Source organism: Gordonia effusa NBRC 100432, assembly GCF_000241305.1.
GTDB lineage: Bacteria > Actinomycetota > Actinomycetes > Mycobacteriales > Mycobacteriaceae > Gordonia > Gordonia effusa.
This window is the reverse complement of the sequence record NZ_BAEH01000046.1, coordinates 77,823-102,725: the sequence shown is the minus strand read 5'-3', so window position 1 is coordinate 102,725 and position 24,903 is coordinate 77,823. Positions and strand designations below refer to the sequence as shown.

Below are 24,903 nucleotides of genomic sequence, written 5' to 3'. Positions count from 1 at the left end.
CCGAATCCCGTTGCGGCACAGTCATTCGCCGAGCGAAAGCGAATGTTCGCACTGCCCCGTTCGTCGTGGGCCGACTACGACACCGCGCTGATCAGCAGTGGGGGAGGCGTCTGGTCGCGCGAACTCAAGTCGATCGCCATTTCCCCGCAGATGCGAGAGGCGCTGGGCATCGACGACGGAGTCGAAGAGCTCTCGCCTCCCGAGCTGATCCACGCGATCCTGTTGTCGCCCAACGATCTATTGTGGAACGGCGGCATCGGTACCTATGTCAAAGCGTCGTTCGAGGCGAACGTGGACGTCGGGGACAAGGCGAACGATGCTATCCGCGTCAATGGAGATCAGTTGCGTGTCAAGGTAGTCGGCGAGGGCGGCAACCTTGGTGTGACCGAGCGTGGTCGCATCGAATACGACTTGGCCGGCGGCCGGATCAATACCGACGCGATGGATAACTCGGCCGGCGTGGATTGCTCCGATCACGAGGTCAATATCAAGATCTTGCTCGATTCCCAAGTGTCGGGTGGGCAATTGGCCGCGGCGAACCGAAATCCGTTGCTGGAGTCGATGACCGACGAGGTGGCGCGGCTGGTGCTCGCTGACAATATCGCCCAGAACACCGAACTCGGCTTTGCCCGCACCTTCGCCGACACCTATGTGGATGTGCATGCCCGATTGCTAAAACACCTTGCTGCCGACCATGACGTCGATCTCGAACTGGAAGCGCTGCCGACGCCGCTGCAGTTGCGTAAGCGGTTCGCTGGGGAACTGCACCGGGGCCTAACCTCCCCGGAGCTGGCGACGTTGATGGCGCAGGTGAAACTCACCACTAAAGCAGACTTGCTTGCCAGCGACGTTCCCGACAGCGACGTGTTCCTCACCCGGCTGTCGCGCTATTTCCCAGAACCGTTGCAGCAGAAGTTCTCCGAGGGAATTCTCGGGCATCGTCTACGTCGTGAAGTGATTACGACGACACTGGTCAACGACGTCGTCGACCTCGCCGGGGCCACACATCTCTTCCGCCTGGGGGAGGGCACCGGCGCGTCGACGTCGGACGGAGTGCGGGCCTACGTGGTGACGGCGGAGATATTTGGACTGCCCGAGTTGTGGCGGCGTATTACCACCGGTGACACCGAGACTGCCGCGATCGACGAGATGCTGTTGTACTCGCGCAGACTCGCCTTCCGTGGCTCGCGCTGGATGCTCGCCTATCGGCCGCAGCCACTGGCGATGGCCGCCGAGATCAAGCGCTATTCCGCGCGCATCGAACGGGTGCGGGACGAGCTGCCCACCTGGCTGGGCGAGTCGTCGACGAACGACGTGCACGCTCGCTCGGCGAGATTCCAAAAGCTCGGTGTACCAGCAGAATTGGCCGACGACGTCGCGATCAGTCTGCATAGATTCCTGCTCTTGGACATCATCGACGCGGCTGATATCGCTGAGCGAGAGCTGACCGAAGTCGGCGAGCTGTACTGTGCGATCCTCGAACATCTCGGTATCGAGGGCATGCTGACCGCGGTATCGGATCTCGAACATGGCGATCGTTGGCATTCGTTGGCGCGGTTGGCATTACGCGATGATCTGCACGCCGCGCTCCGGTCGTTGACATTGAAGATTCTGGAGCTCGGCGAGCCATCGGAGTCGGCGACCGAGAAGATCGCGGAATGGGAGCTGTCGAACGCGTCGCGATTGACCCGCGTGCGCGGAACACTTGACGAGGTGCTGTCGTCGGGAACGCTCGACCTGGCTACCCTGTCGGTCATCACCAGACAACTCCGTAGTGTGATCAGGTAGGCGGCGTTGGCGAAAGCCACCCGTCCGGTAACGACCCGATCTGATAGAGGAGGCCGCTGTGGCTGGGCAGGATTCGACCGACGAACTAGAGGACGGGGTGGTAACCGATCGCGGATATGTGGTGAAAGTTCCGGTGCGCTGGTCGGATATGGATGTGTTCCAGCACATCAATCACGCCCGGATGGTCACTCTGCTAGAGGAGGCGCGGATCCCATGGCTGTTTTACGACGAGCGGCCCACCGCGTCGATGCGCGAAGGATGCTTAGTCGCCGACCTGCACGTCAAATACCAGGGACAGTTGCGGCACGACGAGGGCCCGATCGAGGTCACCATGTACGTCGAGAAGGTACGCGCCGTCGACTTCTTCGTCGGTTACGAGGTGCGCCCGCGCGGAGGCGATCCGACGTCGAAACCGGCTGTGGTGGCATCGACTCAACTCGTGTCCTTCGACATTGAGACGCAGCGGCCGAGGCGGATGACGGTCGAGGAGAAGTCGTACCTAAGCGAGTTCCTGCGTGATGAGTGAGTTGTCAGATCCGCGACCGGAACGGTTCATCGAGATCAATGCCGACGAAAGAGTTGACGCCGCAGCCTTTCTCGCTCGGGCGCTCCGGCAGGACGAGGCCGCGGTCGTACGACTCAAAGGTCGGACCGACGGCCGGATCGGGCTCTGGGTAACGACCGGCTTCGAGGTCTTAGCGACACGATCGGTCGTCGGGTCGATTCGGCCCGACGACCTCATCTGCGATGCCGCGACTTTGCGCCGTGATCTGGAAAGCGCTGCGGCACTGATAAATCCGGGGTTCTCGATGGATAGTGCCTGGCGCGGAGCGTTGCCTGCGACGGTGGGGTTCGCGCAGGTCGACGATGTTCCGGTACGTACCGTGGTCGAGTTGTCGCGCCGCGGAGCGGTATTGGCACGGACCGAGGGGAGCGCGCACGGTCCGGCGACCGGACTGCTGGATCAGGTGGTGTTGGAGGTGTCGCCGGGAGTGGGCGTCGATGCGCCGAATTCGAAATCAGTTGGGGTGCAACTGCGTTCGTTGTTCGCGCTGACTGCGATGGGCTTTGTGCGAGATCGTGACAATCGCGAGATCACCGATAACTCGTCGCTGGATTCGATAGCGGAGAACGAACCCGTGCGCGTACGTGCGAGTGCCACCTGGGTACGACTGGACGCGCGATTCGGTTCGGTATATCAACGTCGGGCGGATCAGTTCTCGGTGATGGTGCTGTAGTTTCCTACGGCACGGATCTCAACTTGCGGTGCGAGCGCGTGCCGTAAGTTGAGATCGACGCCGTAGGAGATTTGGTGGAACCAAATGCACGGCGGCGTGCGTCCAATCTCTATGCCGGAAATTCCATTCGACGCCCACGGCTTTGTGTTCCGCTCGGCGGCTTTGGCGTACGGACTAACCGATGCGCAGCTCAAACGCGCCGCATCGAAGACGAGGCATCTCTCGAAACTTGCACCGGGGATCTATCTGCGCCGTCCAGAGCAGCGGTGTTTCCGGCGGAATGGCACCGGCTAGTCGCGTCCGAGACGCCGGCGTCGCGAGGCCCGACGTCGGTGCTCAGTCATCAATCGGCTGCCGCCGTGCACGGTATGGAACTGTTGAACGCGGATTTTGAACAGGTGCACTTCACGAATTTCGCGACATACGGCAATATCCGCGCCCTTCGTCACACGCACCCCGGGGCCACTCGACGATGACGAGTTGGTGGTTGTCGACGACGTGTTGATGACGACCAAAGAGCGCACCGCGGTTGATGTCGCCTGTCAAGGAAATTTCGAAGCGGCCCTGACGGTATTCGACTCAGCTTTGCGGCTCGGCGCCGATCGCGAAATGATGTCGGATATTCTTCAGCGGCGCCGACGCCGGGGCATTGCGGTAGCGCGGAGGGCTCTGCCGTTGGCGAGTGGCCTGTCCGCTAGCGTCGGTGAGTCGTGGAGTCGGGCCCAGATGATTCTGGCGCATCTGCCGCCGCCGATACTGCAACAGAAGTTCCTTATCGACGGGCGGACATTCTTCACGGATTTTCTGTTGCCCGACAATACGATTGGCGAGTTCGATGGCATCAAGAAGTACACCAAACTAGTGCGCGAAGATCAGGAATCGTCCGATGTCATCGTCGAGGAGAAGATCCGAGAGGACTTGCTTCGGTCGCGTGGGTTCGACGTGGTGAGGTGGATATGGAGAGATCTCGAGCGAGGCTATGTTGTCCCGCGGCTTCGGCAGAGCCTAGCGAGACAGTAATGGCCGGTCGCCAGACCGCAAGTACGGCATGGATCGTCAAATGCGGCACTCGCCGACGCCGTATATTGCGCTCGATGCCGTAGGAGCTTCGGCCTGTCCGCGAACCTAGCCCGCCAGCCACGCCGCCGCGTTTGGCGCCAGCTGTCCGTCGATCAGCGGGGCGCTGGTCAGCAACACCTCGCCGGGTGGCAGGGCAACCGGATGGGCGTTGGTGTTCAGCGCGCACACTAGATGCCCGCCGACGCGTCGGAAGGCAAGACATCCCTCTGGCGCGCCATACCATTCGATCTCGTCGCTATCGAGTTCTCTTCTCTCGAAACGCAATTCGATGGCTCGGCGGTATAGCGACAGAGTTGAGTCGACATCCTCCAGTTGTGCTTCGACGGTGAGCGATGCCCAGGACGCCGGGATGGGGAGCCAGGTGTTGGGTGAACTGCTGAAGGCGAACGGAGGCTCGGTGCCTTCCCACGGCAGCGGCACTCGGCAGCCGTCGCGACCCCGTTCGGTGTGGCCTGATCGTTCCCAAACCGGGTCCTGCAGAACGTCATCGGGCAGGTCGACGTTGGGCAGGCCGAGTTCCTCACCGTTGTAGATGAAGATCGAGCCGGGCAATGCGAACTCGACCAATGCCATCGCCCGAGCACGGTCGATACCGACGCGCAGATCACCGCCCTCGGCATAGCGGGTGACCTCCCGCTCGACGTCATGGTTGGACAGTGTCCAGGTGGGAACGCCGCGGACCGATGCGACCGACTCCAGTGCGTTGTCGATCGCGCCGCGGATCTGATTGATCTCGAATTCTGCCTTGGCGAGACGGAAATTGAACCCGAGGTGCAACTCGTCTGGGCGGATGTACTCGGCGAAGGCGGTGTTGTCGTCGACCCAGATCTCGCCGACATTGGCGGCAGCCGGATAGTCGTCCATCACTTCGCGGATCTTGCGGTGGATCGCGTGTACGCCCGAATTGTTGAAGCGCAGGTCGTTGTCGTCGTTGGACAGGAGGCCGACCGAGGTCAGATCCATGTCGGGCAGGCCCTGCGGTTTGGCCATGCCATGGGCAACGTCGATGCGGAAACCGTCGACACCGCGGTTGAGCCAGAAACGGAGGGTTTTCGCCAGATCGTCGAATACCTCGGGGTTGTCCCAGTTCAGATCGGGCTGTTCGCGGGCGAAGATATGCAGGTACCACTGTCCCGGGGTGCCGTCAGACTCGATGACGCGGGTCCAGGCCGGACCGCCGAACACGCTCGGCCAGTTGTTCGGGGGCAGCGAGCCGTCGGGGCCGAGACCGTCGCGGAAGATGTAGCGATCACGCTCAGGCGACCCTGGCCCGGCGGCAAGCGCGGCGGCGAACCACGGGTGCTGATCACTGGTGTGGTTGGGGACGAGGTCCATCGTCACGCGGATATCGCGATCGTGAGCGGCGGCGACGAGTGCGTCGAAGGTCGCGAGGTCGCCGAACAGCGGGTCGACGTCGCGTGGGTTGGCGACGTCGTAGCCGTGGTCGGCCATCGGTGACGTCATGATTGGGCTGAGCCAAATCGCATCGACGCCGAGCAATTCGAGATAGCCCAATCGATTGATGACGCCACCCAGATCGCCTATGCCGTCGCCGTTGCCGTCGGCGAACGAGCGAGGATAGATCTGGTACACCACGGCGTTACGCCACCAGGTGCTGCTGTCGTCCAATTGTGAAGCTATACGGGAGGTTTCGTCGGTTGTTCGGGCAGCAAGGTCACTTGATCCGGTGTTCTTGCTGGGGACCACGTTGCTCATGGGACTCAACTATAGGGGGCTGTTCACCAGTGAGTTGGCGGCCATCTCCATGTAGTTGATCAACGCGGTGCGATGGTCGTCGTCGAGGGTTGCAGCATCGATCGACCCGATCGCGATATGCATGCACCGCAGCCAGGCGTCGCGCTCCAGCGGGCCGACGTGGAAGGGCACGTGACGCATGCGTAGACGTGGATGTCCGCGTTCGTCGGAATATGTGTGCGGACCGCCCCAATACTGTTCGAGAAACATCCGCAGCCGACGTTCGGCTGGGCCCAGATCCTCCTCGGGATACAACGGTCGCAAGAGCTCGTCTTTGGCGACCTCTTCGTAGAAGCGGGCGGTGAGCTGGGCAAAAGTAGGCGCCCCGCCGACCTCCTCGTAGAAAGTGGCCGGCGTGGACGCGGGCTGGGGGTTGGGCTGACTCACGTTGGCCATTGTGTCACTTCCGCCGGGCGTCGCTGGTTCGGGAGAGTTTCGCTACTCGGTGTTCACACAACCGACCTGCGACGACACGAAGAATTGTCGTGCCCGACGAGCTCAGATGTGTTTCGATGGTTGGCGTCCAACAGTTTGGGATCAGGAATTTCCCGACTTGCGCAAACGTGGAGGACAAGACGTGCGAAGTGCTTCTTGGGAACGGAGCGCGTGGGGGCGGCAGAAGGTACTTCTGCTCAACGCCACCTACGAGCCGTTGACCGTCGTCACCATTCGGCGTGCCGTCGTGCTTGTTTTGCGCGAACGCGCCGAGATCATTCATGGTGACTACGGCGCGGATGGGGGACTGCATTCGGCCGAGGTTTCGCTGCCTACGCCGTCGGTGATCCGGCTGACCAGCTACGTGCGGGTGCCCTATCGCGCGGTCATCCCGATGACGCGGGCCGCCCTGATGTACCGCGATAGTTCGCGTTGCGGATACTGCGGCGCCAAAGCGACCACGATCGATCATGTGATTCCGCGCAGTCGGGGCGGTCGAAACACGTGGGACAACTGCGTGGCCTGTTGCTCGGGTTGTAACCACCGCAAGGCGGACCGATTGTTGAGTGAATTGGGTTGGCGTCTGGCCGTTCAGCCAGTCGCCCCGCGTGGTCGGCATTGGCGGCTAATCGCCTCGGTCAAGGACATCGACCCAACATGGGAGCCATATATTGACGCTGGTGCGGCCTGATCCGACCGGGCGACTCGACGCTGAGTGACCCTTCGTGCATCGTGCTGGGAACTTTGGGATAGATTAACTACGATGTTCTGTCGTAGACGGTGTGCCAATCATCCGTTCGCGACGATGTGAACCCATAACGACTCCGAAGGGTGGACGATGGAAGACCTCATTGTTCCCATCGGCCTACCGATCACCATCTTGGTGCTCGTGGCCGTCGCACTGTGTGTTGCCTCGATGATCTTCTCGGGCGGCGTGAAGTACCCGGCCGTACAGCAGTACAAGCTCGGCGAACAGTGGACGCAGGCCCCATTGCTGTTCAGCGCAACCGAGATCGCGCCGATGGCACTGGCCACCCATGGCGAGGAGACGGATGTGGACGGAGGAGCAGCAAATGGCAAGTGGTGATCACGCGGTAGTTGCCGTAGACCCGTCGTCGTTGCCCGAGGGCACGGTAGTGACCAACAGTGGCCGCATTTCCGCGGCGCGCCAGCCGGGCGACGCCCCAACCACGCCGCCGTTCAGCAAGGACGAACTCATCGGCCTCGACGACGCGTTGAAGGACGCGAGCGAAAAAGCGCTGGTGCGATTCTCGATCTATATCGGCGACCTCGGCGACGATCCGGTCGCAGGAGCGCGTGCGCAGCTGGCCAACGCGCCTGAGCCGGCTCACGGCGCGCTCATCGCGGTCTCGCCAAACAGCAAAGACATCGCCATCGTTTCGGGCAGTGCCGTCGCTGGCCGCGTCAACGATCGCGTCGCGCAGCTCGGCGTGACCGCCGCGGTGCCCGCGTTCCGCAATGGTGAACTCATCGACGGGCTCATCGCGGCATTGCGAGTGATGGCAACCGCTGCCGTCGCACCCTGACCCACGAATTTCCCGAACTCAGGCCCGGCACCACGAGGTGCCGGGCCTGAGTTTTCGTCGGGACGTCAGTGGGCGGCGGCCAGTGTTTTCGGTGTCTCGATTGGAGTGTCGTCAACCATGTCGGACTCATCGAACGGAAGTCGTCCCGACAAGACGTCGTCGACGCGCTGCGAGTCGATCGTGTGCGTCCATGAGCCAACGAGCAGCGTGGCCACGGCATTACCGGAGAAGTTGGTTAGTGCCCGCGCTTCGGACATGAAGCGGTCGATGCCAACGATAAGGCCAACGCCATCGAGCATTTCTGGCCGGTGTGCCTGCAAGCCGCCGGCGAGGGTGGCCAGCCCAGCGCCGCTGACGCCCGCCGCTCCCTTAGACGCGATGATCATGAACGCCAACAAACCGACCTGCTCACCGATCGACAGCGGATCACCCATGGCATCGGCGATGAAGATCGACGCCATTGTGAGGTAGATGGCGGTGCCGTCGAGGTTGAACGAGTAGCCAGTGGGCACGACGACCCCGACGGTGGTCTTCTCGACGCCGAGATGTTCCATCTTGGCGATCAGCCGGGGGAGTGCGGACTCCGATGACGATGTCGCCACGATAAGCAGGTATTCGCGAGCCAGGTACCGAGCGAGTTTGAAGATCGACACACCGGCCGAGGTTCGCAGGATGACACCCAACACGCCGAACACGAAGATGATGCAGGTGATGTAGAACGCCAGCATCAGCGTCAGAAGTTGTTGCACGGCAGCCCAACCCGTCTGTCCGACGACGCTGGCGATCGCGCCGAACGCGCCAATCGGAGCGACCCACAGAACCATGGTCAGTACCTTGAATACGAGCTTCTGGAAGTAGGTCACCGCGACTAGAATCGGCTCGCCTGTTTTTCCCATCGCCTGCACCGCGAAGCCGACAAGCAGCGCGACGAATAGTGCCTGCAGCACGCTGCCGCCGGTCAGTGCCGAGATCATCGTTTCCGGAATGATGCCCTGGATGAAGTCCCAGGTGCCACCGGCCTCGTGGGCCTTCTCCGCGAGTTCGGCACCCTTGCCAGACATCGACGAAATATTCAGTCCCTCACCGGGTTTGATCAGATTGCCGACGACCAACCCGATAGCCAGTGCGATCGTCGACATGACCAGGAAGTAGACGAAGGCGAGGCCGCCGACCTTGCCGACGGTCGCGGCCTTACGGACCGATCCGATCCCCAGCACGATGGTGCAGAAGATCACCGGCGCGATCATCATCTTGATCAGATTGACGAAGAGGGTGCCCAGAATGCCGACGTCTTTGCCGAATTCGGGGAACAGCAAGCCAACCACCACACCGCCGATGACCGCGATGATCACGGCGATATAGAGCCAGTGGGTGCGGTCGCGCTTCTTACCGGTTGGCGGTGCCGACTGGTCGTCGGTAGGCGGGGGTGGTGCGGTCATGGGGCGCCTCTTTCGCATCGGGAACGGCCACGGGATGTGGAACGATCAACGAGTATGAATTGTGGGGGAAAGGGGTGACCCACGTCACCATTGATTTCATTTCGTTCACGACTTGATACAGACCGATGCCCGGTTGGAGGTGAGAATGCGCAGGCTGATGCCGTCGAGCTTGGCCGGTCAAGCGATGCTGATCGCACTGTCGGTTGTCGTGGTGCTGGTGCTCGCGGCAGGCGTGTTGGCGACGCTTGATGCCCGCGCCGACGGTCGACTCGAGGCCCGCGAGAAGGTAAGTGCGGTGGCGGTCAGTGTCGCGGCAGCGCCGTCGACGGCGCGCGCGCTGGCGTCGGACGACCCGACGTCGATTCTGCAGCCGATGGCGGAGGGTATTCGCGCGCGGACCGGCGTCGGATTCATCACCATCATGAACCGTGACGGCATCCGCTACACCCACCCGAACCCGTCGTACATTGGCGGGCACTATCTCGGCAACGTCGAGGCACCGCTGCGCGGCGAGATCTTCACCGAGACCTATCGCGGAACCTTGGGACCGTCGATCCGCACGGTGGTACCGATCCGGGCCGGGACCGGAGCGATTGTTGGCCTGGTCTCGGTGGGGATTACCACCGATAGTCTCAGCCGCAGTTGGCAGTCGCAGATCCCGTTGATCGCCGCGCTGGCCGGTGCGTTACTCATCTGCGCCCTGGTCGGTTTGTGGATTCTCCGCCGCCGGATCAGCCGCGATACCGGAGGCCTTGCCCCGCAGGAACTTCGGCATATGTATGAACACCACGACGCGGTACTGCGCGCGGTCCGCGAAGGGCTGGTTGTGACCGAAAAAGGTCGTCCGGTCCTGATTAACGACGAAGCGCGCCGTCTACTCGCTATCGATGTCGACACCGACGTGTCCGACCTGCCTGATTTCCTCAGCGGCGGGGCCGAAGAGATATCCGACCGGCTTTACGTCGATGGCGCTCGCGTCCTGGTCGTCAACCGTATGCCGGTGCCCACCAAACCCGGCTCCGCTGTGGTCACGATCCGTGATCGCACCGAATTGGCAGCTACCACAGGCGAATTGGATTCGATGACGAAGTTCGCCGAGGCGCTGCGTTCGCAGGCGCACGAATCCGCCAATCGGTTGCACACGATTGTGACGCTGGTGGAACTGGGGAGAACAGGCGACGCGGTGGCACTGGCAACGGATTCGCTGGATTTGTCGCAGCAGCTGATCGATCGACTCACCGATTCGGTAGCTGAACCGGCGTTGGTGGCCTTGTTGCTGGGTAAAGTCGCGCAGGCTGGTGAGCGCGGGATCGTCCTCACGGTGACCGAGGATTCGGAATTATCCGACGCCGCAACACAAATACTCAGCACACCGGAGCTGGTCACGGTCGTCGGCAATCTGGTCGACAATGCCCTCGACGCGACCGACCCGGACGATCCGTGGGTTGAGGTGAGCATCACCGGCGATCAGTCAGGGCTGGAGATCGTCGTCGCCGACAGTGGAGTGGGGATGGACCCGGAAATGTTTGCCCGAGCCCAGCGTCGGGGCTACTCCACTAAGCCCGATGGCGACGGGGCGGGACGCGGAATAGGGCTCGCATTGGTCGCGCGGGTGGTGCAGCGGCACGGCGGCACCATCGAGGCAGAGAACAGTTACGGGTCGGTGGTGCGAGTGAAACTACCTGCGGTAGAACGGAACAGCGAATGATCCGGGTGCTGATAGTCGAAGACGATCCGCTGATCGCACAAGCCCATCGAGCCTATCTCGGTCGGATCGGCGGATTTGACGTCATTGCCGAAGCGACCACGGCCCAGCGTGCATTGCGCATCGCGACAGAAGCGTCGCACACACTCGCGCCGGTCGACCTGGTCCTACTCGACCTTGGTCTGCCCGACGCGCGCGGTGTCGATCTGGCATCGGCTTTGTCAGGTGTGACACCGATACCCGACATCATCGCCATCACCGCCCAGCGCGACCTGGCGTCGGTCCGCGACGCGATGTCGCGTGGTGTGCTGCTCTACCTGCTTAAACCGTTTACCTTCGCCGCGTTCAAAGACAAGATCGAGCAGTACTTGCGGTATCGCGAGGCGATGGGCGTCGGGGGCGACGCGGTGAGCCAGCGAGACGTGGATCGGGCGCTGGCGCAGTTACGCACGAGCGATGAACGACGCACCGCGAAGAAAGGGGCGTCGGCGGCCACCGAAGATGCCGTCGGGCGGACGGTACGCGACAGCGAGGCCGGTCTTACCGCGTCGGAAGTCGCTGCGGCACTGGGCAGTTCGCGGGTTACGGCATGGCGGTACCTGGAACGTCTTGCCGATGACCAAACGGTGTCGAGGGTGACCGAGTACGGCAGCGCGGGCCGGCCGCAGATCCGTTACCGGTGGAAGCGGAGTTGAGCACCCCGTCCCTCATCGCAAACCCGACTCCAGCGGACATTCCCGACCCACGATCTGGGTCGGGAATGTCCGCGCGGGTCGGGTTTGCGGATGGGGGTGGTTACTGAGCGTCGAAGTGTTGCGCCCGCAGAGCGCGCGCCACGCTATCGCGGCCTTCCAGGATGAGCCGATGCAATGCCGCCGGAATGTCGTTGTCCAACAAGGCATCTGCGGCGGCGAGGGCATCGTCGGACACCACCCAGTGCGGATACAGTCCGATGACGACCGTCTGGGCGACCTCCGACGAACGGCGGGCCCAGACCTTCGGCGCGGCCTCAAAGTAACGCGGTAGGTACTCCGCCAGCAGCGCGCCCTGACCGGGCCGGGCGAACCCCTCGACGATTGCTCGTGTGGTGATATTCGCGATCGAGTCGTCGTCGATGGCCAAATCCCAGGCGGCTGATTTTGCCGCGGCGAGCGGACGGGACGCCCGCGCCGCGGCGGCGTGACGTGCACCGGTCGCGGTGTTGTCGGCCGCGAGCGTCGCGTCGATAACCGGGGTGAGTTCTGGTGTCTCCGTTGATGAATCGACGACGCCAGCGGTGGCGAGTGCGCGTAGTAGCCGCCATTTCAGATCGGTGTCGACGGTCAGGCCTGACAGGCCATGGTCTGCCGGATCGGCGCCGTCGAATAGCGCCTGCACCACGGCGAGCTGTGGCTCGCCGAGTACGCCGCCGATCAATGTGTTAACGAAGGCGAGCTGATGATCGGAACCGGCCTCGGCCTGCTGGGCGAGTTCGAGCAGTCGCGCGGCGAAGGTCGGCCAACCGTGTGCCGAGGCCCACGACGGATCGGCGTAACTTTCCAGCGCCGACGTCGCTTGCAGCAGAACTCGTTGCACCACACCGATTTCCGACTCAGCCGAGATTCCGCGGGCAACGAGTTCAACGAAATCGCGGGCGCGCATCTGCGCTTGCCGCGTCATCTCCCACGCCGCCGACCACACCAAAGTACGTGGCATCGAGTCGGCGATATCGCCGATACGCGCGGTCGCAACCGACAGTGAATCCGGGTCGAGGCGGACCGAAGCGTAGGTCAGGTCGTCGTCGTTGAGCAGGATGAGCTGACCGCGGTTTATGCCGACCAGGTCGGCCGCATCGGTGCGTTCGCCTTCGACGTCGAGCTCAACCGAATGCACCCGCGTCAATGCGCCAGAGCCGGCATCATCGTCGTAAATGCCGATCTTCATCCGGTGTACGCGAGTCTCGCCGGCACCGGGCGCGGCACCCTCCTGGACGACGGTGAACCGGGTGAAGTTGCCGTCGGCGTCGACGTCGAAATCGGGACGGATCACATTGATGCCGGTGGTCTTGAGCCATTGAGTGCCCCAGTCGGACAGGTCACGTCCGGACGACTTCTCCAGTGCGGCAAGGAGATCCGCGAAGGTCGCGTTACCGAACTTGTGTGCGGCGAAGTAGTCGCGCAGGCCGGCGAGGAACGGTTCGAGGCCGACATAGGCGACCAGTTGCTTGAGTACCGAGGCGCCCTTGGCGTAGGTGATGCCGTCGAAGTTAACTTCGACGGCGGCGATGTCGGGTATGTCGGCGGCCACCGGATGGGTCGACGGCAACTGGTCCTGGCGGTACGCCCACGACTTCTCGACGTTGGCGAAGGTGGTCCACGCGTTTTTGTATTCGGTGGCTTCGGCCTGCGACAGTACCGACGCGAATGTTGCGAAAGATTCGTTGAGCCACAGGTCATCCCACCACTTCATGGTTACCAGATCGCCGAACCACATATGCGCCATCTCATGCAGGACGGTCTCCGCGCGGCGCTCGTACAGGTAGTTGGTGACCCTCGACCGGAAGACGTAATCCTCCAGGAAGGTCACCGCACCCGCGTTCTCCATCGCCCCGGCGTTGAACTCGGGTACGAATAACTGGTCGTATTTGCCGAACGCGTAGGGGATGCCAAAGTTCTTGTGGTAGAACGCGAAACCCTGTTTGGTCTCGGTGAACAGCCGGTCGGCATCCATATGTTCGGCCAGGGACGCCCGGCAGAAGATGCCCAGGTCGATGGTGCCGTGTTCGTCGGAATACGAGTCGGTCCATTTCGTATACGGCCCGGCGATCAACGCGATCAGATAGGTGCTCAACAACTCGGTGGTCGCGAATACGTGCGTCGCGCTTTCGTCGCCATTGTCGGTGACTGACGCGGTCGCGCCATTGGAGATAACCTGCCAGTCCGCTGGCGCCTTCACCACGACGTCGAAGACCGCCTTGAGGTCGGGCTGATCGAAGCAGGCGAACATCCGCTTGGCATCGGCGGTCTCGAACTGAGAGTAGAGGTAGACGGCGCTATCGGTCGGGTCGACAAAACGGTGTAGCCCTTCGCCGGTGTTGGAATATGCGCAATCGGCAACGACGACTAGCTGATTGGACTCGGCGAGATCCGGCAGCGCGATGCCCGTCTCCTCGTCGAAGTTGTCGACGGCCAGTGTCGTTCCATTGAGGGTGACCGACCGCAACGTCGGTGCGACGAGGTCGATGAAAGTCGAGGCTCCGGCGCTGGCAGAGAATTCGACCGTTGTTGTCGAGCGGAACGTTTCGGTACCGGTGGTCAGGTCGAGATCGATGTGGTAGCTGGCGACGCGGACCGATTCGGCGCGTTCGGCGGCTTGGATTCGGGTCAGGTTGGGTGCGCTCACCATCGCCACTCTAATGGTCGATCTGGTGACTATGGCGGGCCGGATTGCCCGATCGACGCTAGGTTGGGGAGAGACGGGCGTCAAAAGCGAGGAGGTTCGGTGTGCGCGTCGAATGGCCAGAGGTAGTCGCCGAGGCCACCAAGGTCAGACATGCCCTGCACCGCCGCCCGGAACCGGCCTGGGCGGAGACCGACACCGCACGCACTGTTCGGGCCCACCTTGACGCACTCGAAATCTCGTACCGGGACTGCGCTGGAACCGGCACCGTCGCATACCTCGCGTCGTCGGCAACCGGCCGCCATGTCGCCCTGCGGGCCGACCTCGATGCGATGCCGATCACCGAATCCAGCGGCGTCGCCTATTCGTCGGAGATCGACGGCATAATGCACGCCTGCGGCCACGATGGGCACACTGCGACGCTGCTGGCTGTGGCCCGCTGGTTGAAGTTCCACGAGGACCACTTGCCAGGCCCGGTGACATTACTCTTCCAGCCCGCTGAAGAGGGCGGTCACGGCGCACGGGAGATGATCAATGACGGCTGTCTTTCCGGAAGACGGGGAAGCAGGCCCGTCGACACTGTCTTCGGATGGCATAACTGGCCAGGCCTGGCGGTCGGACGCGCGATCTGTCCCGACGGAGCGGTGATGTCGGCGAACGGGACGTTCCAGGTACGGCTACACGGTCGGGGAGGCCATGCGTCGCAGCCGGAGGTGACACGAGATCCGGTATTGGCCGCGGCGGCGGTGACCGTTGGGTTGCAGCAGGTTGTCGCTCGCCGGCTCGCACCACATACGGCGGCGGTCGTGGCAGTAACCTCGCTGATCGCCGAGTCGGCCGCCACGGTCACCCCTGAGGTCGCGCAGCTCGCCGGGAGCGTACGAATCGCCGAAACCGCTGATCGGGATCGGGTATTCGACCTCATCAACCAGGTGGCGCAGGGCATCGCCGCCGCACATGACGTGACGGCAACCGTCGAGACGTCGCCGCGCTATGACGCCACGGTGAACCATCCAGCTGCGGCCGCGGAGTTACGTGACTCGCTGGCTTTGGTACTCGGCGATGACTGTGCACGTCACGACGTCGCGGCCCCGGTAATGGCTTCGGAAGATTTCAGCTACTACCTGCGCGAGATTCCCGGGGCATTCGCACTCATCGGCGCGGGAACCAGGGAGCCACTGCATAGCGCCGGTTACGACTTCAACGACGACCTGATCGACCTGGCGGCGCGCGTACTCGTCCGCGTCGCCGGCGCGCCCGACCCGCATATCGACTCCGGTTGACCGAACCACGAACAAAAGATGCGAGAACCACCGAAGGAAGATTAGTTAGGAGGACTACCCGCATGGATACCACCGCATTCGAACAATGGGAGTCGGAGGTTCGCGCGTACTGTCGCGCTTTCCCCACGGTCTTCGAATCCGCGTCGAACGCACGTCAGGTCGACGAACAGGGGCGGTCGTATATCGACTTCTTCGCAGGTGCCGGAGTGCTCAACTTCGGACACAACAATCCGAAAATGAAACGCGCGATGATCGACTTCCTCGAAGCCGATGGCATCGCACACGGTCTCGACATGTACACCACGACCAAACGCGAGTTCATCACCAAGTTCCACGACGTGATCTTGGAGCCGCGCGGGATGGATCATCGGATGCAATTCACCGGTCCTACCGGGACGAATGCGGTGGAGGCCGCGCTGAAGCTGGCGCGACTGGCGACCGGACGTCGGGAGATTGTCGCGTTCAGTCACGGATTCCACGGCATGACCCTGGGCGCCCTGGCCGCGACGGCTAATGAGGCATTCCGGAAGTGGGCGGGTGTTCCACTGCGCGACGTCGTGCGATTGCCGTACGAAACCGCGCCCGGCGGGAAGACCGCGCTCGCGGATTACGCCGCCGCCATCGCCGACGGTTCGAGCGGAGTAACCGCGCCAGCCGCGTTCCTCGTCGAAGCGGTGCAGGCCGAGGGCGGCGTGAACGTCGCCAGCGCGCAGTGGCTGCGCGATGTACAGGCATTGGCCCGCGACCTTGGGGCGCTGTTCATCGTCGACGATATTCAGGCTGGCTGCGGGCGCACCGGCAGCTACTTCAGTTTCGACGGATTCGGTCTGGACCCCGACGTCATTACCCTGGCCAAGGGACTCGGCGGCTACGGGACGCCGATCGGAATGAACCTCAACAAGCCCGACATCGACCGGCATTGGGCACCCGGCGCGCATACCGGAACCTTTCGCGGACAAGGACTTTCACTGGTCGCCGGTGGCGTCGCGCTCGACTACTTCCGTGATGACACGCTGATGTCCGAAGTTGCCGCCAAGGGTGATGCGATGGCACAGGTCCTCTCCACCCTGGCCGCCGAACATTCTGACCGCGACTGGGAAGTGCGCGGCCGAGGCATGATGCAGGCGCTCGACGTCGGCGACGGTGAGTTGGCCAAACGGGTCCAGGCGCTGGCCTTCGACAACGGCCTGTTGATCGGACCGTGTGGCACCGGTGGTCGCGTTCTCAAACTGATTCCGCCACTGACCATTCCCGACGATGACCTGACTGCCGGTCTCGACATCCTGTCCGCCGCGATCACGGAGGCCGCCAAATGAGAGCCCGCGATGACATGACGTTCCCGATCGCCGAATACGAACGCCGACTGGGCGAATTGCGTGATCGGATGGAGAAGCGGGGCTTAGACGCGGTGGTCATCACCGATCCCGAGAATCTGATGTATCTCACCGACTATCAGACCACCGGCTACTCGTTCTTCCAGGCGCTGGTCGTGCCGCTCGACGATGAGCCGGTGATGATCACGCGTGCGATGGAGGAATCCAACGCGATCGCACGTACCTGGGTGGAGCGGACACGGCCCTACCCGGACACCGGTGATGCCATCCAGGAGTTGGTCTTGACGCTCAATCAATCGGGCTTGGGCACCAAACGTGTTGGCTACGAACGCAATAGCTACTTCTTCCCCGCTTACCAACAGGATCGGGTGCACACGTCCTTCTCGCACGGTGTGCTGATGGACTGCTTCGGCATCGTCGAAGCGGGCCGCGCACGAAAATCAGACGTCGAGATCGAGGTGATGCGAAAAGCCGCGGCCGCGACCGAGGCTGGCATGGCTGCCGGTCTAGCGGCCGCGGTGCCGGGCAGCACCGAGAACGAAGTCGCGGCGGAGATCAGCGCCGCGATGTTTCGGGCGGGTGGAGAATTCCCCGCGGTGATGCCGTATGTCGCCTCCGGGCCACGGAGCATGATCGGTCACGCGACCTGGGAGGGCCGCACCATCGAACCGGGAGAGCATGTCTTCCTCGAAGTCGGTGGTTGTTACCGGCGCTACCACACCGCGATGATGCGTACGGCGGTCAACGGCGAGCTATCCGATTCGATGTGGCAGGCGCAGGAACGGATGAAGCTGGCACTGGCCGAGCTGAAATCGGTGATGCGGCCAGGGCTTACCGTATCCGACGCGGATTCCATTGTGCGCCGGGTTATTTCGGATAACAACGTGCAGGCTCGGTTGGTCACCCGATCGGGTTACTCCATCGGCATCGCATTCCCGCCGTCCTGGGACGAGGGATACATTCTCAGCCTGAATCCGGGCGACTTCAATGCGTTGGAACCGGGGATGACATTCCACGTTATTCCGTGGATGTGGGGTGTCGACGGGGATAAGACCGTCGGCATCTCGGACACGATTCGGGTCACCGAGGATGGATGCGAATCATTCTTCACGCTCGACGAGGATTTCACGGTCCACGAGAGCGGTGCCGTACTCACTCCGGTTTCCCCGACGCTGACCGACCACGACACCGAGGAGGCGCTGTGAGCGTATTGATAGCAACCGACCCGACGTCGGGTGAAGTCGTCCGCGAAGTCCCCGCTGCGGCGTCCGCCGAAATCGATGCGGTGATCGCTCGCGCCGAGCACGCCTACACGGAGTGGGGCCGCAAGTCATTCGCCGAACGCGCCGGGGTCTTGCGGGCCGTCGCCGCACGGCTGCGCGCCGACGTCGAGGACCACGCGATCCTGATGACCGAGGAGATGGGCAAACCGATCACGGAGGCACGTGCCGAGGTGATCAAGGCGGCGTGGGCCGCCGAGCACTATGCCGACCATGGCGCGGACTATCTCGCTGACGAGGTCATCGCATCCGATGCCACCCGCAGCTATGTGCAGTATCTGCCGCTCGGCCCGGTACTTGGCGTATTGCCGTGGAATGCGCCGTACTGGTTGGCATTTCGCTTCTGCGCACCCGCGCTGATGGCCGGCAACACCGCGGTGATGAAACATGATCCGCATGTGCCGGGTTGCGCGGCGGCCATCGACCGGGTGTTTCGCGAGGTAGGTGCACCCGACGGTGTTTTCGCGTCGTTGCCGGCGGCAACCGAAGACGTCGAACGTGCGATTCGTGATCCGCGGATACGTGCGGTGTCGTTCACCGGTTCCGACCGGGGCGGCGCGGCGGTCGCCGCGATGGCGGCCAGCGAGATCAAACCCTCGGTGCTCGAACTGGGCGGTTCCGATCCGTGCATCGTTCTTGCCGATGCCGACCTGGTCGCCGCGGCGGACGTCGTTGCGTTGTCGCGAATCATCAATGCCGGGCAGTCGTGTATTGCCGCCAAGCGGATCATCGTCGAGCGCGCGGTCCACGACGAGTTCGTCGAGTTATTGCGAGAGCGGCTGGCCGCGCTGGTCGTCGGCGATCCACGGGACGAGGCAACGCAGGTCGGCCCGATTGCCCGCGCTGACCTGCGGGACAATCTCCATCGTCAGGTAACCGACTCGGTGGCTGCCGGCGCGCAATGCCTTCTCGGTGGCGAAATGCCAACGGGCGCAGGGTATTTCTATCCCGTGACGTTGTTGACCGACGTGCGGCTGGGGATGGCGGCGTGTTCGGAGGAAACCTTTGGTCCGGTAGCCGCCGTGCTCGTCGCCGTCGATGCCGACCACGCGGTGGATCTCGCCAACGCCACGCCCTACGGACTGGCCGCCAGTGTGTGGACGTCGTCGGAGCGAGGGGAGGCGATGGCGCGTGAGATCGTCGCCGGTCAGGTGGCGGTGAACGGGATTGTCAAAACCGATCCGCGGTTGCCCAGCGGCGGTGTGAAGCGCTCGGGATACGGTCGAGAATTGGGTAAGGCGGGTATTCACGAATTCGTCAACGCGCAACAGGTGTGGATCGGCCCGAAGCAGGAGTGATCGGAGCGTTGGCCGGGAATGTTTGCCGGGGCAACGCGGGTTGATTCGTACGTCGTGTCCGTCATCGAAGGGAATCTTGTGTCCGATAAGAAGAATCGCGTCGACTTCTGGTTCGATCCGTTGTGTCCGTGGTGCTGGATTACCTCGCGCTGGATCCTCGAGGCCGAGCAGGTCCGTGAGATCGACGTGAACTTCCACATCATGAGTCTGTCGGTGCTCAACGAGGGCCGCGACCTGCCGGACGAATACCGGGAGATCCTCAAACCCGCCATGCGGCCAGTACGTGTTTTGGCCGCGGCTGCCGCGCAGAAGGGCGATGAGATCCTGGCGCCGCTCTACGCCGCGCTGGGCACCCGGATCCACAATGAGGGCAACAAGGACTTCGATGACGTGATCGCTGGAGCTCTTGCCGAACTCGGTCTCGACGCGTCGTTGGCGAAGGCTGCCGATTCCGAGGAGTTCGACGCCGCTATCCGCACCAGTCACCACGAGGGGATGGACAAGGTCGGCCCCGACGTCGGGACACCAACCATCCACGTCAATGGCGCCGCGTTCTTCGGCCCGGTGCTCTCGCGCATTCCGCGTGGTGAGGATGCGGGGACGCTCTGGGACGGGGTTGTCGCGGTAGCGGCCAACCCGCATTTCTTCGAACTCAAGCGAACTCGAACCGAGGACCCGGCTTTCGACTGACCGTCTTTTCCGCAAACCCCACACGAGCGGACGTTCCCGACACCAAATCAGGGTCGGGAACGTCCGCTCGTGTGGGGTTTGCGAATTGGACCGGCGTCGGGGGTCTACGGCTTGGTTTGTGATTCCAGGCCGTTTGGCAATGCCCCCCACGGTTGGGATGCCGGGTGCGGCGTCGGGAGTACCGGCATCGCATTGCCGTTGCCGATGCCACGCTTGAGGGTGCCGGGTCGCCACAGCATCGCACCCGCGCGAGTGCGGTCGCGCAAGGCCGCAGCACGCCAGGTGAGGACCGGATGCGACGACATCGCGTTGACGATGAAGACGAAGAATCCCTTCTCCCGACTTGCGCGGTCGGCGAACTCGTCGAAGTCAACACCGGAGAGCATGTACTTTCCCGCGGCCAGCACGCCGATGGCACCCGGTGCGCCCGATGGCTGGGTGTAATAGCCGTGGTTGTCGGCGGTGTACTCCTGGGCACGCGAGAGAAGTGAGCCGATGATCGGTACCTGCATGAGCAGGCCGGTGGTCAACTGTCGCCAATAGGACGTGTGGCCGGCGGCGATATGTCCCACCTCGTGGCCGATGATGAACCGGAGTGCTTCGGGGCTACGCGCTTGGCCGCCGATCTCGAAGAGGTCTGAGTAGACGACAATGAATCGCCGGAACCCGTGTCCCGACGCGAACGCGTTGATCGCGCCGTTGCCGGTGACGACGTACGCATCCGGCACGTACTCAAGGCCGTAACGTGCAGCGGCGTCGACGACCATGTGATAGCCCTCCGGAAACTGCGTTGGCGTCATCTGGACACCGTTGACCCGCATCTGCGCATACGTGGTGCCACGGATGAAGACGTACAGGAGGGGCAGAAGCAACGCGGTAAGGAACAGCTCACTGAGATTGCCCAGCATGACCAGCAGGATGGCGAATACGTAGAACAGCCCGGTCAGCACGATAAATGTAACGAGGGTTGGAATCTCCCACGGATGCCGCTTAGGGGGTCCCGAATATTTGGTCGGCGGCAGCCACTGCGGTGTGTAGCCGGGCACCTGGGGCGGCTCGGCGGTTGCGGCAGTCGGCGACCCGGCCGTGCCGGGCACGACACCGGGGACCGAAGGGATCGGTGTGACCGTCAGTTCGGCTGCGCTGGGGGATGGGGCCGCGTCGTCATCCGATGCCGGGGCGGTCTCATGGGGGAGCGAAGATTGTGGGTCCACGCGTCCAATCTATAGTGGCGCCATGCGTGTCTATCTAGGTGCCGACCATGCCGGTTTCGAATTGAAGAATCAGATCGCCGAACATCTGGCGTCTGGCGGTCACGACGTAGTCGATTGCGGAGCCCTTGAATACGATGCGCTCGACGACTACCCCGCGTTCTGCGTCGCAGCCGCGCAGCGCACCGTCGCAGATCCCGGAAGTTTGGGAATTGTGTTGGGCGGCAGCGGAAATGGTGAGCAGATCGCTGCCAACAAGGTTCCCGGCGCGCGATGCGCGCTGGCGTGGAGTGTCGAGACCGCGCAGTTGGCGCGCCAGCACAACAACGCGCAACTCATCGGCATTGGCGGGCGGATGCACAGCAAAGAGGAAGCGTTGGCCATCGTCGATGCCTTCCTGTCGACGCCGTGGTCACAAGAGCCTCGGCATCAGCGCCGTATCGACATCCTGGCCGAATACGAGCGCACCGGCGTCGCACCGGCGCTGCCGGAGTAGATGCCCGAGGGGCATACGCTGCACCGGCTGGCCCGGCGACAGCAGCGTCTCCTGGGTGGACAGGTGGTCGCGGTCAGCAGTCCGCAGGGACGTTTCGCCACCGAGGCGGCGATTCTTGACGGCATGGTGTTCGCGCGTGCTCAAGCGTGGGGCAAACACCTGGTGCAGTCCTATCGGCCGGTCGGCGCCGGCCGCTCGCGTGCCGATGAGCGCCTGGTCCATATCCATCTCGGGCTGTACGGCGCTTTCACCGAAGGGACCACACCGATGGCCGAGCCCGTCGGTCAGGTGCGGATGCGCGTCGTCGGGGCACAGGTCGGTATCGATCTGCGTGGACCCAACCAATGTGCGCTGATTGCCCCGGATGAGCTCGATGCCCTAGTGGCGCGGCTCGGCCCCGATCCGCTGCGAGCCGACGCCGACCCGTCACTGGCTTATGAAGCGATCTCGCGGTCGGCCCGGCCGATCGGCGCCCTGCTGATGGATCAGAAGGTGATCGCCGGCATCGGGAATGTCTATCGGGCCGAGGTGTTGTTCCGCGCGGGCATCGATCCGCTGCGTGAAGGCAAACAGATCTCCCGTGGCGAGTTTGACGGCATATGGCGTGATTTGTTGAGACTCATGCCAATTGGCGTCCGACGCGGCAAGATGCACGTGGTACGCGCCGAACATGATCATGGTGCGCCGTCGTATGCGGTGGATCGTCCGCGCACCTATGTTTATCGGCGAGCGGGGGAGAAGTGCCGAATCTGCGGGACTGAGGTGCGGACGTCGACCCTCGACGGCCGAAACCTGTTCTGGTGCCCCGGCTGCCAGACCTAGCGATCCGTTGCGCTGAAAGCTATTGAGCTACAGCGTCTTTCAGAGAATGTGAGCGCGCTGCGCCATCACCAGCAACTCGTCGCGCTGATTGCGACTCGGCACCTGCTGGATGCGGTTGTAGAGCTGAACTTCTTGCGAAGCGCTGAAGATGGAACGAATGCGGGCGAACATTGCGGAATCACTACCTTGTATGTGGGACGACTTGCACTATCCAATATCCTCGCTCCCACGGTGGCTTTCAATGTGATCTTGGGTACGTTTGCCGTGGTCAGGGGCCTAGATGCGCCTGATTCGGCCGCTTAGTCGCTCAAAGGCTCTCCCCAGCAATACAATTCGCCGGCAGCGATCGCGCAAGCCGAGGCGCTATCGGTCGTGATCTTTGACACCCCTGACAGGGGCTCTTGGACAACCGCCATCGCGATCCACACACTGTTCTCAGCAGCGGTGCGCGCAGTTCTCAACTTTCGCGGCAACAATCGTGGGGTGACTTCAGTTCCGCAGATCAGTGTGCTCGTCGTCGGCGGCACCGGTGAGTCGTGGGTCGGCGATACTCGCACCGACGTTTCCGGGATGCTGGAGCGAGTAACGGCTAATCTCGACAGCCGCTTTAGCCCGATCTGGGTGCCCTATCCGGCGAGCTATGGCCCCGCGACGCAGTTCTCCGGCATGGCATACGACGACAGTGTGCGAATTGGTTGCGCGAATCTTGCAAGTGCCTTCGAAGCGGTTTCCGGACCGGTGATGTTGCTCGGCTATTCGCAAGGCGCCGTGGTGGTTCGACGTCTTATCGCTTGGCTTAGCGAAACCGAACCGGCGGCCCTTGGCCGGATCGTCGGGGCGGGGCTCGTCGCTGACCCACATCAGCCTGTCGGTGTGGTCGATGGCTGTGATGGATTCGGGGTGGCCGGAGCGGGGGATGAGTCGTTGGGTCGGGTCGATGCCGTGCCTGCCTATTGGGTGGGAGCGGCCGACGACATGATCTGTAATGCCAGCGCCGATTCGTTGATTCGCGATGTTGCCGACCTGACCGGCCAGCTGGGCTTCACCAGTGTGCGTGCGATCCGCGGCTGGCTGTTATCGGTGTGGGAAGTATTGCGTAGCAACAGATTTCAGAATTCGACGCGAACGGCGGTGTCGCCGGCTCAGTGGCGTCGCGACATCGGCCGACTGGCGGTGGCAGTGCGGGAAGTCTCCGGCTACCTCCCGTCCGTGCTCAGTTGGCGTGGACTGGCTCTGCGCAATAGCCGTGGCGGTCGGCATACGTCCTATGCGGCCGAGCCCTATCGTTCGAGTTCGCTCACCGAATGCGAGGCGACCGGATGTGAAATATTGGCGCGCTGGATGCAAGTTGAGGCGACGTTCACCGCGCCGACGCAGACTCCCATTGTCAATCCGACGGCTCATGCCGCGTGAGTTGACGGCGCAACTCGGCTACCTCGTCGCGCAGGTCGTCGATCGCGGTGACATAGCCCGACGTCAACTCGCTGACGTACTCCTGCGTGTACTGCGGAACCATGCTGCGCGAACAATTCCAATCGAGCGCCTCGACGTCGATGATGATCGAGCGCTCACAGTGTGCGCTGATTCGTAAGTCGCCGACCCGCCGAAGGTCATCGAGCAACTGCGGGTTGTCAGCGGCGTCGATGACCCGGGCGTGCCCGAACAGCTTCACCCGACGTCGTCGGGGATAGTCGGCGACGAACATGGCGACCCGACCACTGGTTTCGATATTGCCGACCGACACATACTGTGCGTTGCCGCGATGGTCGGCGAAGCCGATGCGGTTCCCGCCGAGGTGGTGGATGAATCCCGGCGGGCCACTGCGATATTGAACGTACGGCCAGCCGTGCGGGGTGACGGTTGCCAGGTGGAACTGGAACGATTCGGTCAACAGGTTGACCGCGCGCTGATCCAGTGGCTCGGGTCCGTCGTCGGCTCGAGATGTCTCCGCGCCGTAGGCGACGAAACTACCGTTGCTTTGCTGCCGCGCGAGAGCCCGGTCGCCGAAGGCCAGGTGGTGATAGTGGTTGTTGGGCATAGCGGGCCTCCAATCGGTACCGGCAATACGTCAAGGGCCGGACCTCCCCCTCGGGAAGTCCGGCCCTTGACGCGGTGATTCTACGA

At 62.9% G+C, this 24,903-nt stretch carries 25 protein-coding genes; 18 read left to right on the top strand and 7 right to left on the bottom strand.

Features of this window, described 5'->3' with window-relative positions; genetic code table 11:
* The 5 genes from GOEFS_RS08455 to GOEFS_RS23760 all read left to right on the top strand — a co-directional run.
* Positions 1-1,788, top strand: a 1,788-nt coding sequence (locus tag GOEFS_RS08455; protein WP_007317478.1) for an NAD-glutamate dehydrogenase domain-containing protein, incomplete at its 5' end; no start/stop codon positions are given.
* A 58-nt stretch (positions 1,789-1,846) separates the two neighbouring features.
* Positions 1,847-2,314 (top strand): acyl-CoA thioesterase, encoded by a 468-nt coding sequence (locus GOEFS_RS08450; RefSeq protein WP_007317477.1) that lies wholly within the window; start codon positions 1,847-1,849, stop codon positions 2,312-2,314.
* Positions 2,307-3,026 (top strand): DUF8010 domain-containing protein, encoded by a 720-nt coding sequence (locus GOEFS_RS08445; protein WP_040524765.1) that lies wholly within the window; start codon positions 2,307-2,309, stop codon positions 3,024-3,026. The genes GOEFS_RS08450 and GOEFS_RS08445 overlap by 8 nt, the downstream gene beginning before the upstream one ends.
* 96 nt (positions 3,027-3,122) lie before the next feature.
* A complete protein-coding gene (locus tag GOEFS_RS23765) occupies positions 3,123-3,320 on the top strand; it encodes a hypothetical protein (protein WP_245549793.1) in 198 nt (65 codons plus the stop codon).
* A gap of 189 nt (positions 3,321-3,509) precedes the next feature.
* Positions 3,510-4,046: a hypothetical protein gene (locus GOEFS_RS23760; protein ID WP_050949827.1), complete on the top strand. Its 537-nt coding sequence runs from the start codon at positions 3,510-3,512 to the stop codon at positions 4,044-4,046.
* A 105-nt stretch (positions 4,047-4,151) separates the two neighbouring features.
* Here GOEFS_RS23760 and GOEFS_RS08435 read toward each other — a convergent pair whose 3' ends face one another.
* Positions 4,152-5,822 carry a glycoside hydrolase family 13 protein gene (locus tag GOEFS_RS08435; RefSeq protein WP_083837268.1) on the bottom strand — a complete coding sequence of 557 codons (1,671 nt, stop codon included), beginning with the start codon at positions 5,820-5,822 and terminating at the stop codon, positions 4,152-4,154.
* Between the two features lie 9 nt (positions 5,823-5,831).
* Entirely contained in the window at positions 5,832-6,257 is a 426-nt protein-coding gene (locus tag GOEFS_RS08430) for a globin (RefSeq protein ID WP_007317472.1), read from the bottom strand.
* A 181-nt stretch (positions 6,258-6,438) separates the two neighbouring features.
* On the opposite strand from GOEFS_RS08430, the gene GOEFS_RS08425 reads away from it, so the two are divergent.
* The 3 genes from GOEFS_RS08425 to GOEFS_RS08415 all read left to right on the top strand — a co-directional run bounded on the left by GOEFS_RS08425 (position 6,439) and on the right by GOEFS_RS08415 (position 7,843).
* Positions 6,439-6,987, top strand: a complete 549-nt coding sequence (locus GOEFS_RS08425; RefSeq protein ID WP_007317471.1) for an HNH endonuclease — start codon at positions 6,439-6,441, stop codon at positions 6,985-6,987.
* A 147-nt stretch (positions 6,988-7,134) separates the two neighbouring features.
* Positions 7,135-7,383 (top strand): aa3-type cytochrome oxidase subunit CtaJ, encoded by a 249-nt coding sequence (gene ctaJ / locus GOEFS_RS08420; RefSeq protein WP_007317470.1) that lies wholly within the window; start codon positions 7,135-7,137, stop codon positions 7,381-7,383.
* Positions 7,370-7,843: a DUF5130 domain-containing protein gene (locus tag GOEFS_RS08415; RefSeq protein WP_007317469.1), complete on the top strand. Its 474-nt coding sequence runs from the start codon at positions 7,370-7,372 to the stop codon at positions 7,841-7,843. The genes ctaJ and GOEFS_RS08415 overlap by 14 nt, the downstream gene beginning before the upstream one ends.
* 65 nt (positions 7,844-7,908) lie before the next feature.
* Here GOEFS_RS08415 and GOEFS_RS08410 read toward each other — a convergent pair whose 3' ends face one another.
* Entirely contained in the window at positions 7,909-9,282 is a 1,374-nt protein-coding gene (locus GOEFS_RS08410) for a C4-dicarboxylate transporter DctA (RefSeq protein WP_007317468.1), read from the bottom strand.
* Positions 9,283-9,427: 145 nt separating this feature from the next.
* Here GOEFS_RS08410 and GOEFS_RS08405 point away from each other — a divergent pair, with 145 nt between their 5' ends.
* Positions 9,428-10,990: a sensor histidine kinase gene (locus GOEFS_RS08405; protein ID WP_007317467.1), complete on the top strand. Its 1,563-nt coding sequence runs from the start codon at positions 9,428-9,430 to the stop codon at positions 10,988-10,990.
* A complete protein-coding gene (locus GOEFS_RS08400) occupies positions 10,987-11,682 on the top strand; it encodes a response regulator (protein WP_007317466.1) in 696 nt (231 codons plus the stop codon). Before GOEFS_RS08405 ends, GOEFS_RS08400 begins: the two co-directional genes overlap by 4 nt.
* A 100-nt stretch (positions 11,683-11,782) precedes the next feature.
* Here GOEFS_RS08400 and pepN read toward each other — a convergent pair whose 3' ends face one another.
* Positions 11,783-14,368 (bottom strand): aminopeptidase N, encoded by a 2,586-nt coding sequence (gene pepN, locus GOEFS_RS08395; protein WP_040524784.1) that lies wholly within the window; start codon positions 14,366-14,368, stop codon positions 11,783-11,785.
* A gap of 101 nt (positions 14,369-14,469) precedes the next feature.
* Here pepN and doeB2 point away from each other — a divergent pair, with 101 nt between their 5' ends.
* The 5 genes from doeB2 to GOEFS_RS08370 all read left to right on the top strand — a co-directional run bounded on the left by doeB2 (position 14,470) and on the right by GOEFS_RS08370 (position 20,250).
* A complete protein-coding gene (doeB2, locus tag GOEFS_RS08390) occupies positions 14,470-15,648 on the top strand; it encodes a N(2)-acetyl-L-2,4-diaminobutanoate deacetylase DoeB2 (protein WP_007317464.1) in 1,179 nt (392 codons plus the stop codon).
* 62 nt (positions 15,649-15,710) lie between these two features.
* A complete protein-coding gene (locus GOEFS_RS08385; RefSeq protein WP_007317463.1) occupies positions 15,711-16,964 on the top strand; it encodes an aspartate aminotransferase family protein in 1,254 nt (417 codons plus the stop codon).
* On the top strand, positions 16,961-18,187 hold the full coding sequence (doeA, locus tag GOEFS_RS08380) for an ectoine hydrolase (RefSeq protein WP_007317462.1): 1,227 nt from the start codon (positions 16,961-16,963) through the stop codon (positions 18,185-18,187). Before GOEFS_RS08385 ends, doeA begins: the two co-directional genes overlap by 4 nt.
* The gene (locus GOEFS_RS08375) at positions 18,184-19,560 is read left to right on the top strand and encodes an NAD-dependent succinate-semialdehyde dehydrogenase (RefSeq protein ID WP_007317461.1); all 1,377 of its coding nucleotides are present in this window, start codon (positions 18,184-18,186) and stop codon (positions 19,558-19,560) included. Before doeA ends, GOEFS_RS08375 begins: the two co-directional genes overlap by 4 nt.
* 18 nt (positions 19,561-19,578) lie before the next feature.
* Positions 19,579-20,250: a DsbA family oxidoreductase gene (locus GOEFS_RS08370; RefSeq protein WP_007317460.1), complete on the top strand. Its 672-nt coding sequence runs from the start codon at positions 19,579-19,581 to the stop codon at positions 20,248-20,250.
* Between the two features lie 104 nt (positions 20,251-20,354).
* Here the strand turns inward: GOEFS_RS08370 and GOEFS_RS08365 are convergent, their stop codons facing one another.
* The gene (locus GOEFS_RS08365) at positions 20,355-21,464 is read right to left on the bottom strand and encodes a M48 family metallopeptidase (RefSeq protein ID WP_007317459.1); all 1,110 of its coding nucleotides are present in this window, start codon (positions 21,462-21,464) and stop codon (positions 20,355-20,357) included.
* A gap of 22 nt (positions 21,465-21,486) precedes the next feature.
* On the opposite strand from GOEFS_RS08365, the gene GOEFS_RS08360 reads away from it, so the two are divergent.
* Positions 21,487-21,957 (top strand): ribose-5-phosphate isomerase, encoded by a 471-nt coding sequence (locus GOEFS_RS08360; RefSeq protein WP_007317458.1) that lies wholly within the window; start codon positions 21,487-21,489, stop codon positions 21,955-21,957.
* Positions 21,958-22,779 carry an Fpg/Nei family DNA glycosylase gene (locus GOEFS_RS08355; RefSeq protein WP_007317457.1) on the top strand — a complete coding sequence of 274 codons (822 nt, stop codon included), beginning with the start codon at positions 21,958-21,960 and terminating at the stop codon, positions 22,777-22,779. It abuts the gene before it with no gap.
* 39 nt (positions 22,780-22,818) lie between these two features.
* On the opposite strand, the gene GOEFS_RS23885 is transcribed toward GOEFS_RS08355, so the two are convergent.
* Positions 22,819-22,950: a hypothetical protein gene (locus GOEFS_RS23885; RefSeq protein WP_280985272.1), complete on the bottom strand. Its 132-nt coding sequence runs from the start codon at positions 22,948-22,950 to the stop codon at positions 22,819-22,821.
* Between the two features lie 312 nt (positions 22,951-23,262).
* On the opposite strand from GOEFS_RS23885, the gene GOEFS_RS08350 reads away from it, so the two are divergent.
* On the top strand, positions 23,263-24,192 hold the full coding sequence (locus GOEFS_RS08350; protein ID WP_050949832.1) for a PE-PPE domain-containing protein: 930 nt from the start codon (positions 23,263-23,265) through the stop codon (positions 24,190-24,192).
* On the opposite strand, the gene GOEFS_RS08345 is transcribed toward GOEFS_RS08350, so the two are convergent.
* Positions 24,167-24,817 (bottom strand): pyridoxamine 5'-phosphate oxidase family protein, encoded by a 651-nt coding sequence (locus tag GOEFS_RS08345; RefSeq protein ID WP_007317455.1) that lies wholly within the window; start codon positions 24,815-24,817, stop codon positions 24,167-24,169. The genes GOEFS_RS08350 and GOEFS_RS08345 overlap by 26 nt on opposite strands.
* Between the last annotated feature and the right edge of the window lie 86 nt (positions 24,818-24,903).

What these genes read in the sequence shown, in the direction of transcription:
- GOEFS_RS08445 (WP_040524765.1), top strand. Translation starts at nt 2,307, where the DNA reads ATGAGTGAGTTGTCAGATCCGCGACCGGAACGGTTCATCGAGATCAAT.
- GOEFS_RS08435 (WP_083837268.1), bottom strand. Translation starts at nt 5,822, where the DNA reads ATGAGCAACGTGGTCCCCAGCAAGAACACCGGATCAAGTGACCTTGCT.
- GOEFS_RS08430 (WP_007317472.1), bottom strand. Translation starts at nt 6,257, where the DNA reads ATGGCCAACGTGAGTCAGCCCAACCCCCAGCCCGCGTCCACGCCGGCC.
- ctaJ (WP_007317470.1), top strand. Translation starts at nt 7,135, where the DNA reads ATGGAAGACCTCATTGTTCCCATCGGCCTACCGATCACCATCTTGGTG.
- GOEFS_RS08415 (WP_007317469.1), top strand. Translation starts at nt 7,370, where the DNA reads ATGGCAAGTGGTGATCACGCGGTAGTTGCCGTAGACCCGTCGTCGTTG.
- GOEFS_RS08410 (WP_007317468.1), bottom strand. Translation starts at nt 9,282, where the DNA reads ATGACCGCACCACCCCCGCCTACCGACGACCAGTCGGCACCGCCAACC.
- GOEFS_RS08405 (WP_007317467.1), top strand. Translation starts at nt 9,428, where the DNA reads ATGCGCAGGCTGATGCCGTCGAGCTTGGCCGGTCAAGCGATGCTGATC.
- GOEFS_RS08400 (WP_007317466.1), top strand. Translation starts at nt 10,987, where the DNA reads ATGATCCGGGTGCTGATAGTCGAAGACGATCCGCTGATCGCACAAGCC.
- GOEFS_RS08385 (WP_007317463.1), top strand. Translation starts at nt 15,711, where the DNA reads ATGGATACCACCGCATTCGAACAATGGGAGTCGGAGGTTCGCGCGTAC.
- doeA (WP_007317462.1), top strand. Translation starts at nt 16,961, where the DNA reads ATGAGAGCCCGCGATGACATGACGTTCCCGATCGCCGAATACGAACGC.
- GOEFS_RS08370 (WP_007317460.1), top strand. Translation starts at nt 19,579, where the DNA reads ATGTTTGCCGGGGCAACGCGGGTTGATTCGTACGTCGTGTCCGTCATC.
- GOEFS_RS08360 (WP_007317458.1), top strand. Translation starts at nt 21,487, where the DNA reads ATGCGTGTCTATCTAGGTGCCGACCATGCCGGTTTCGAATTGAAGAAT.
- GOEFS_RS08355 (WP_007317457.1), top strand. Translation starts at nt 21,958, where the DNA reads ATGCCCGAGGGGCATACGCTGCACCGGCTGGCCCGGCGACAGCAGCGT.
- GOEFS_RS23885 (WP_280985272.1), bottom strand. Translation starts at nt 22,950, where the DNA reads ATGTTCGCCCGCATTCGTTCCATCTTCAGCGCTTCGCAAGAAGTTCAG.
- GOEFS_RS08345 (WP_007317455.1), bottom strand. Translation starts at nt 24,817, where the DNA reads ATGCCCAACAACCACTATCACCACCTGGCCTTCGGCGACCGGGCTCTC.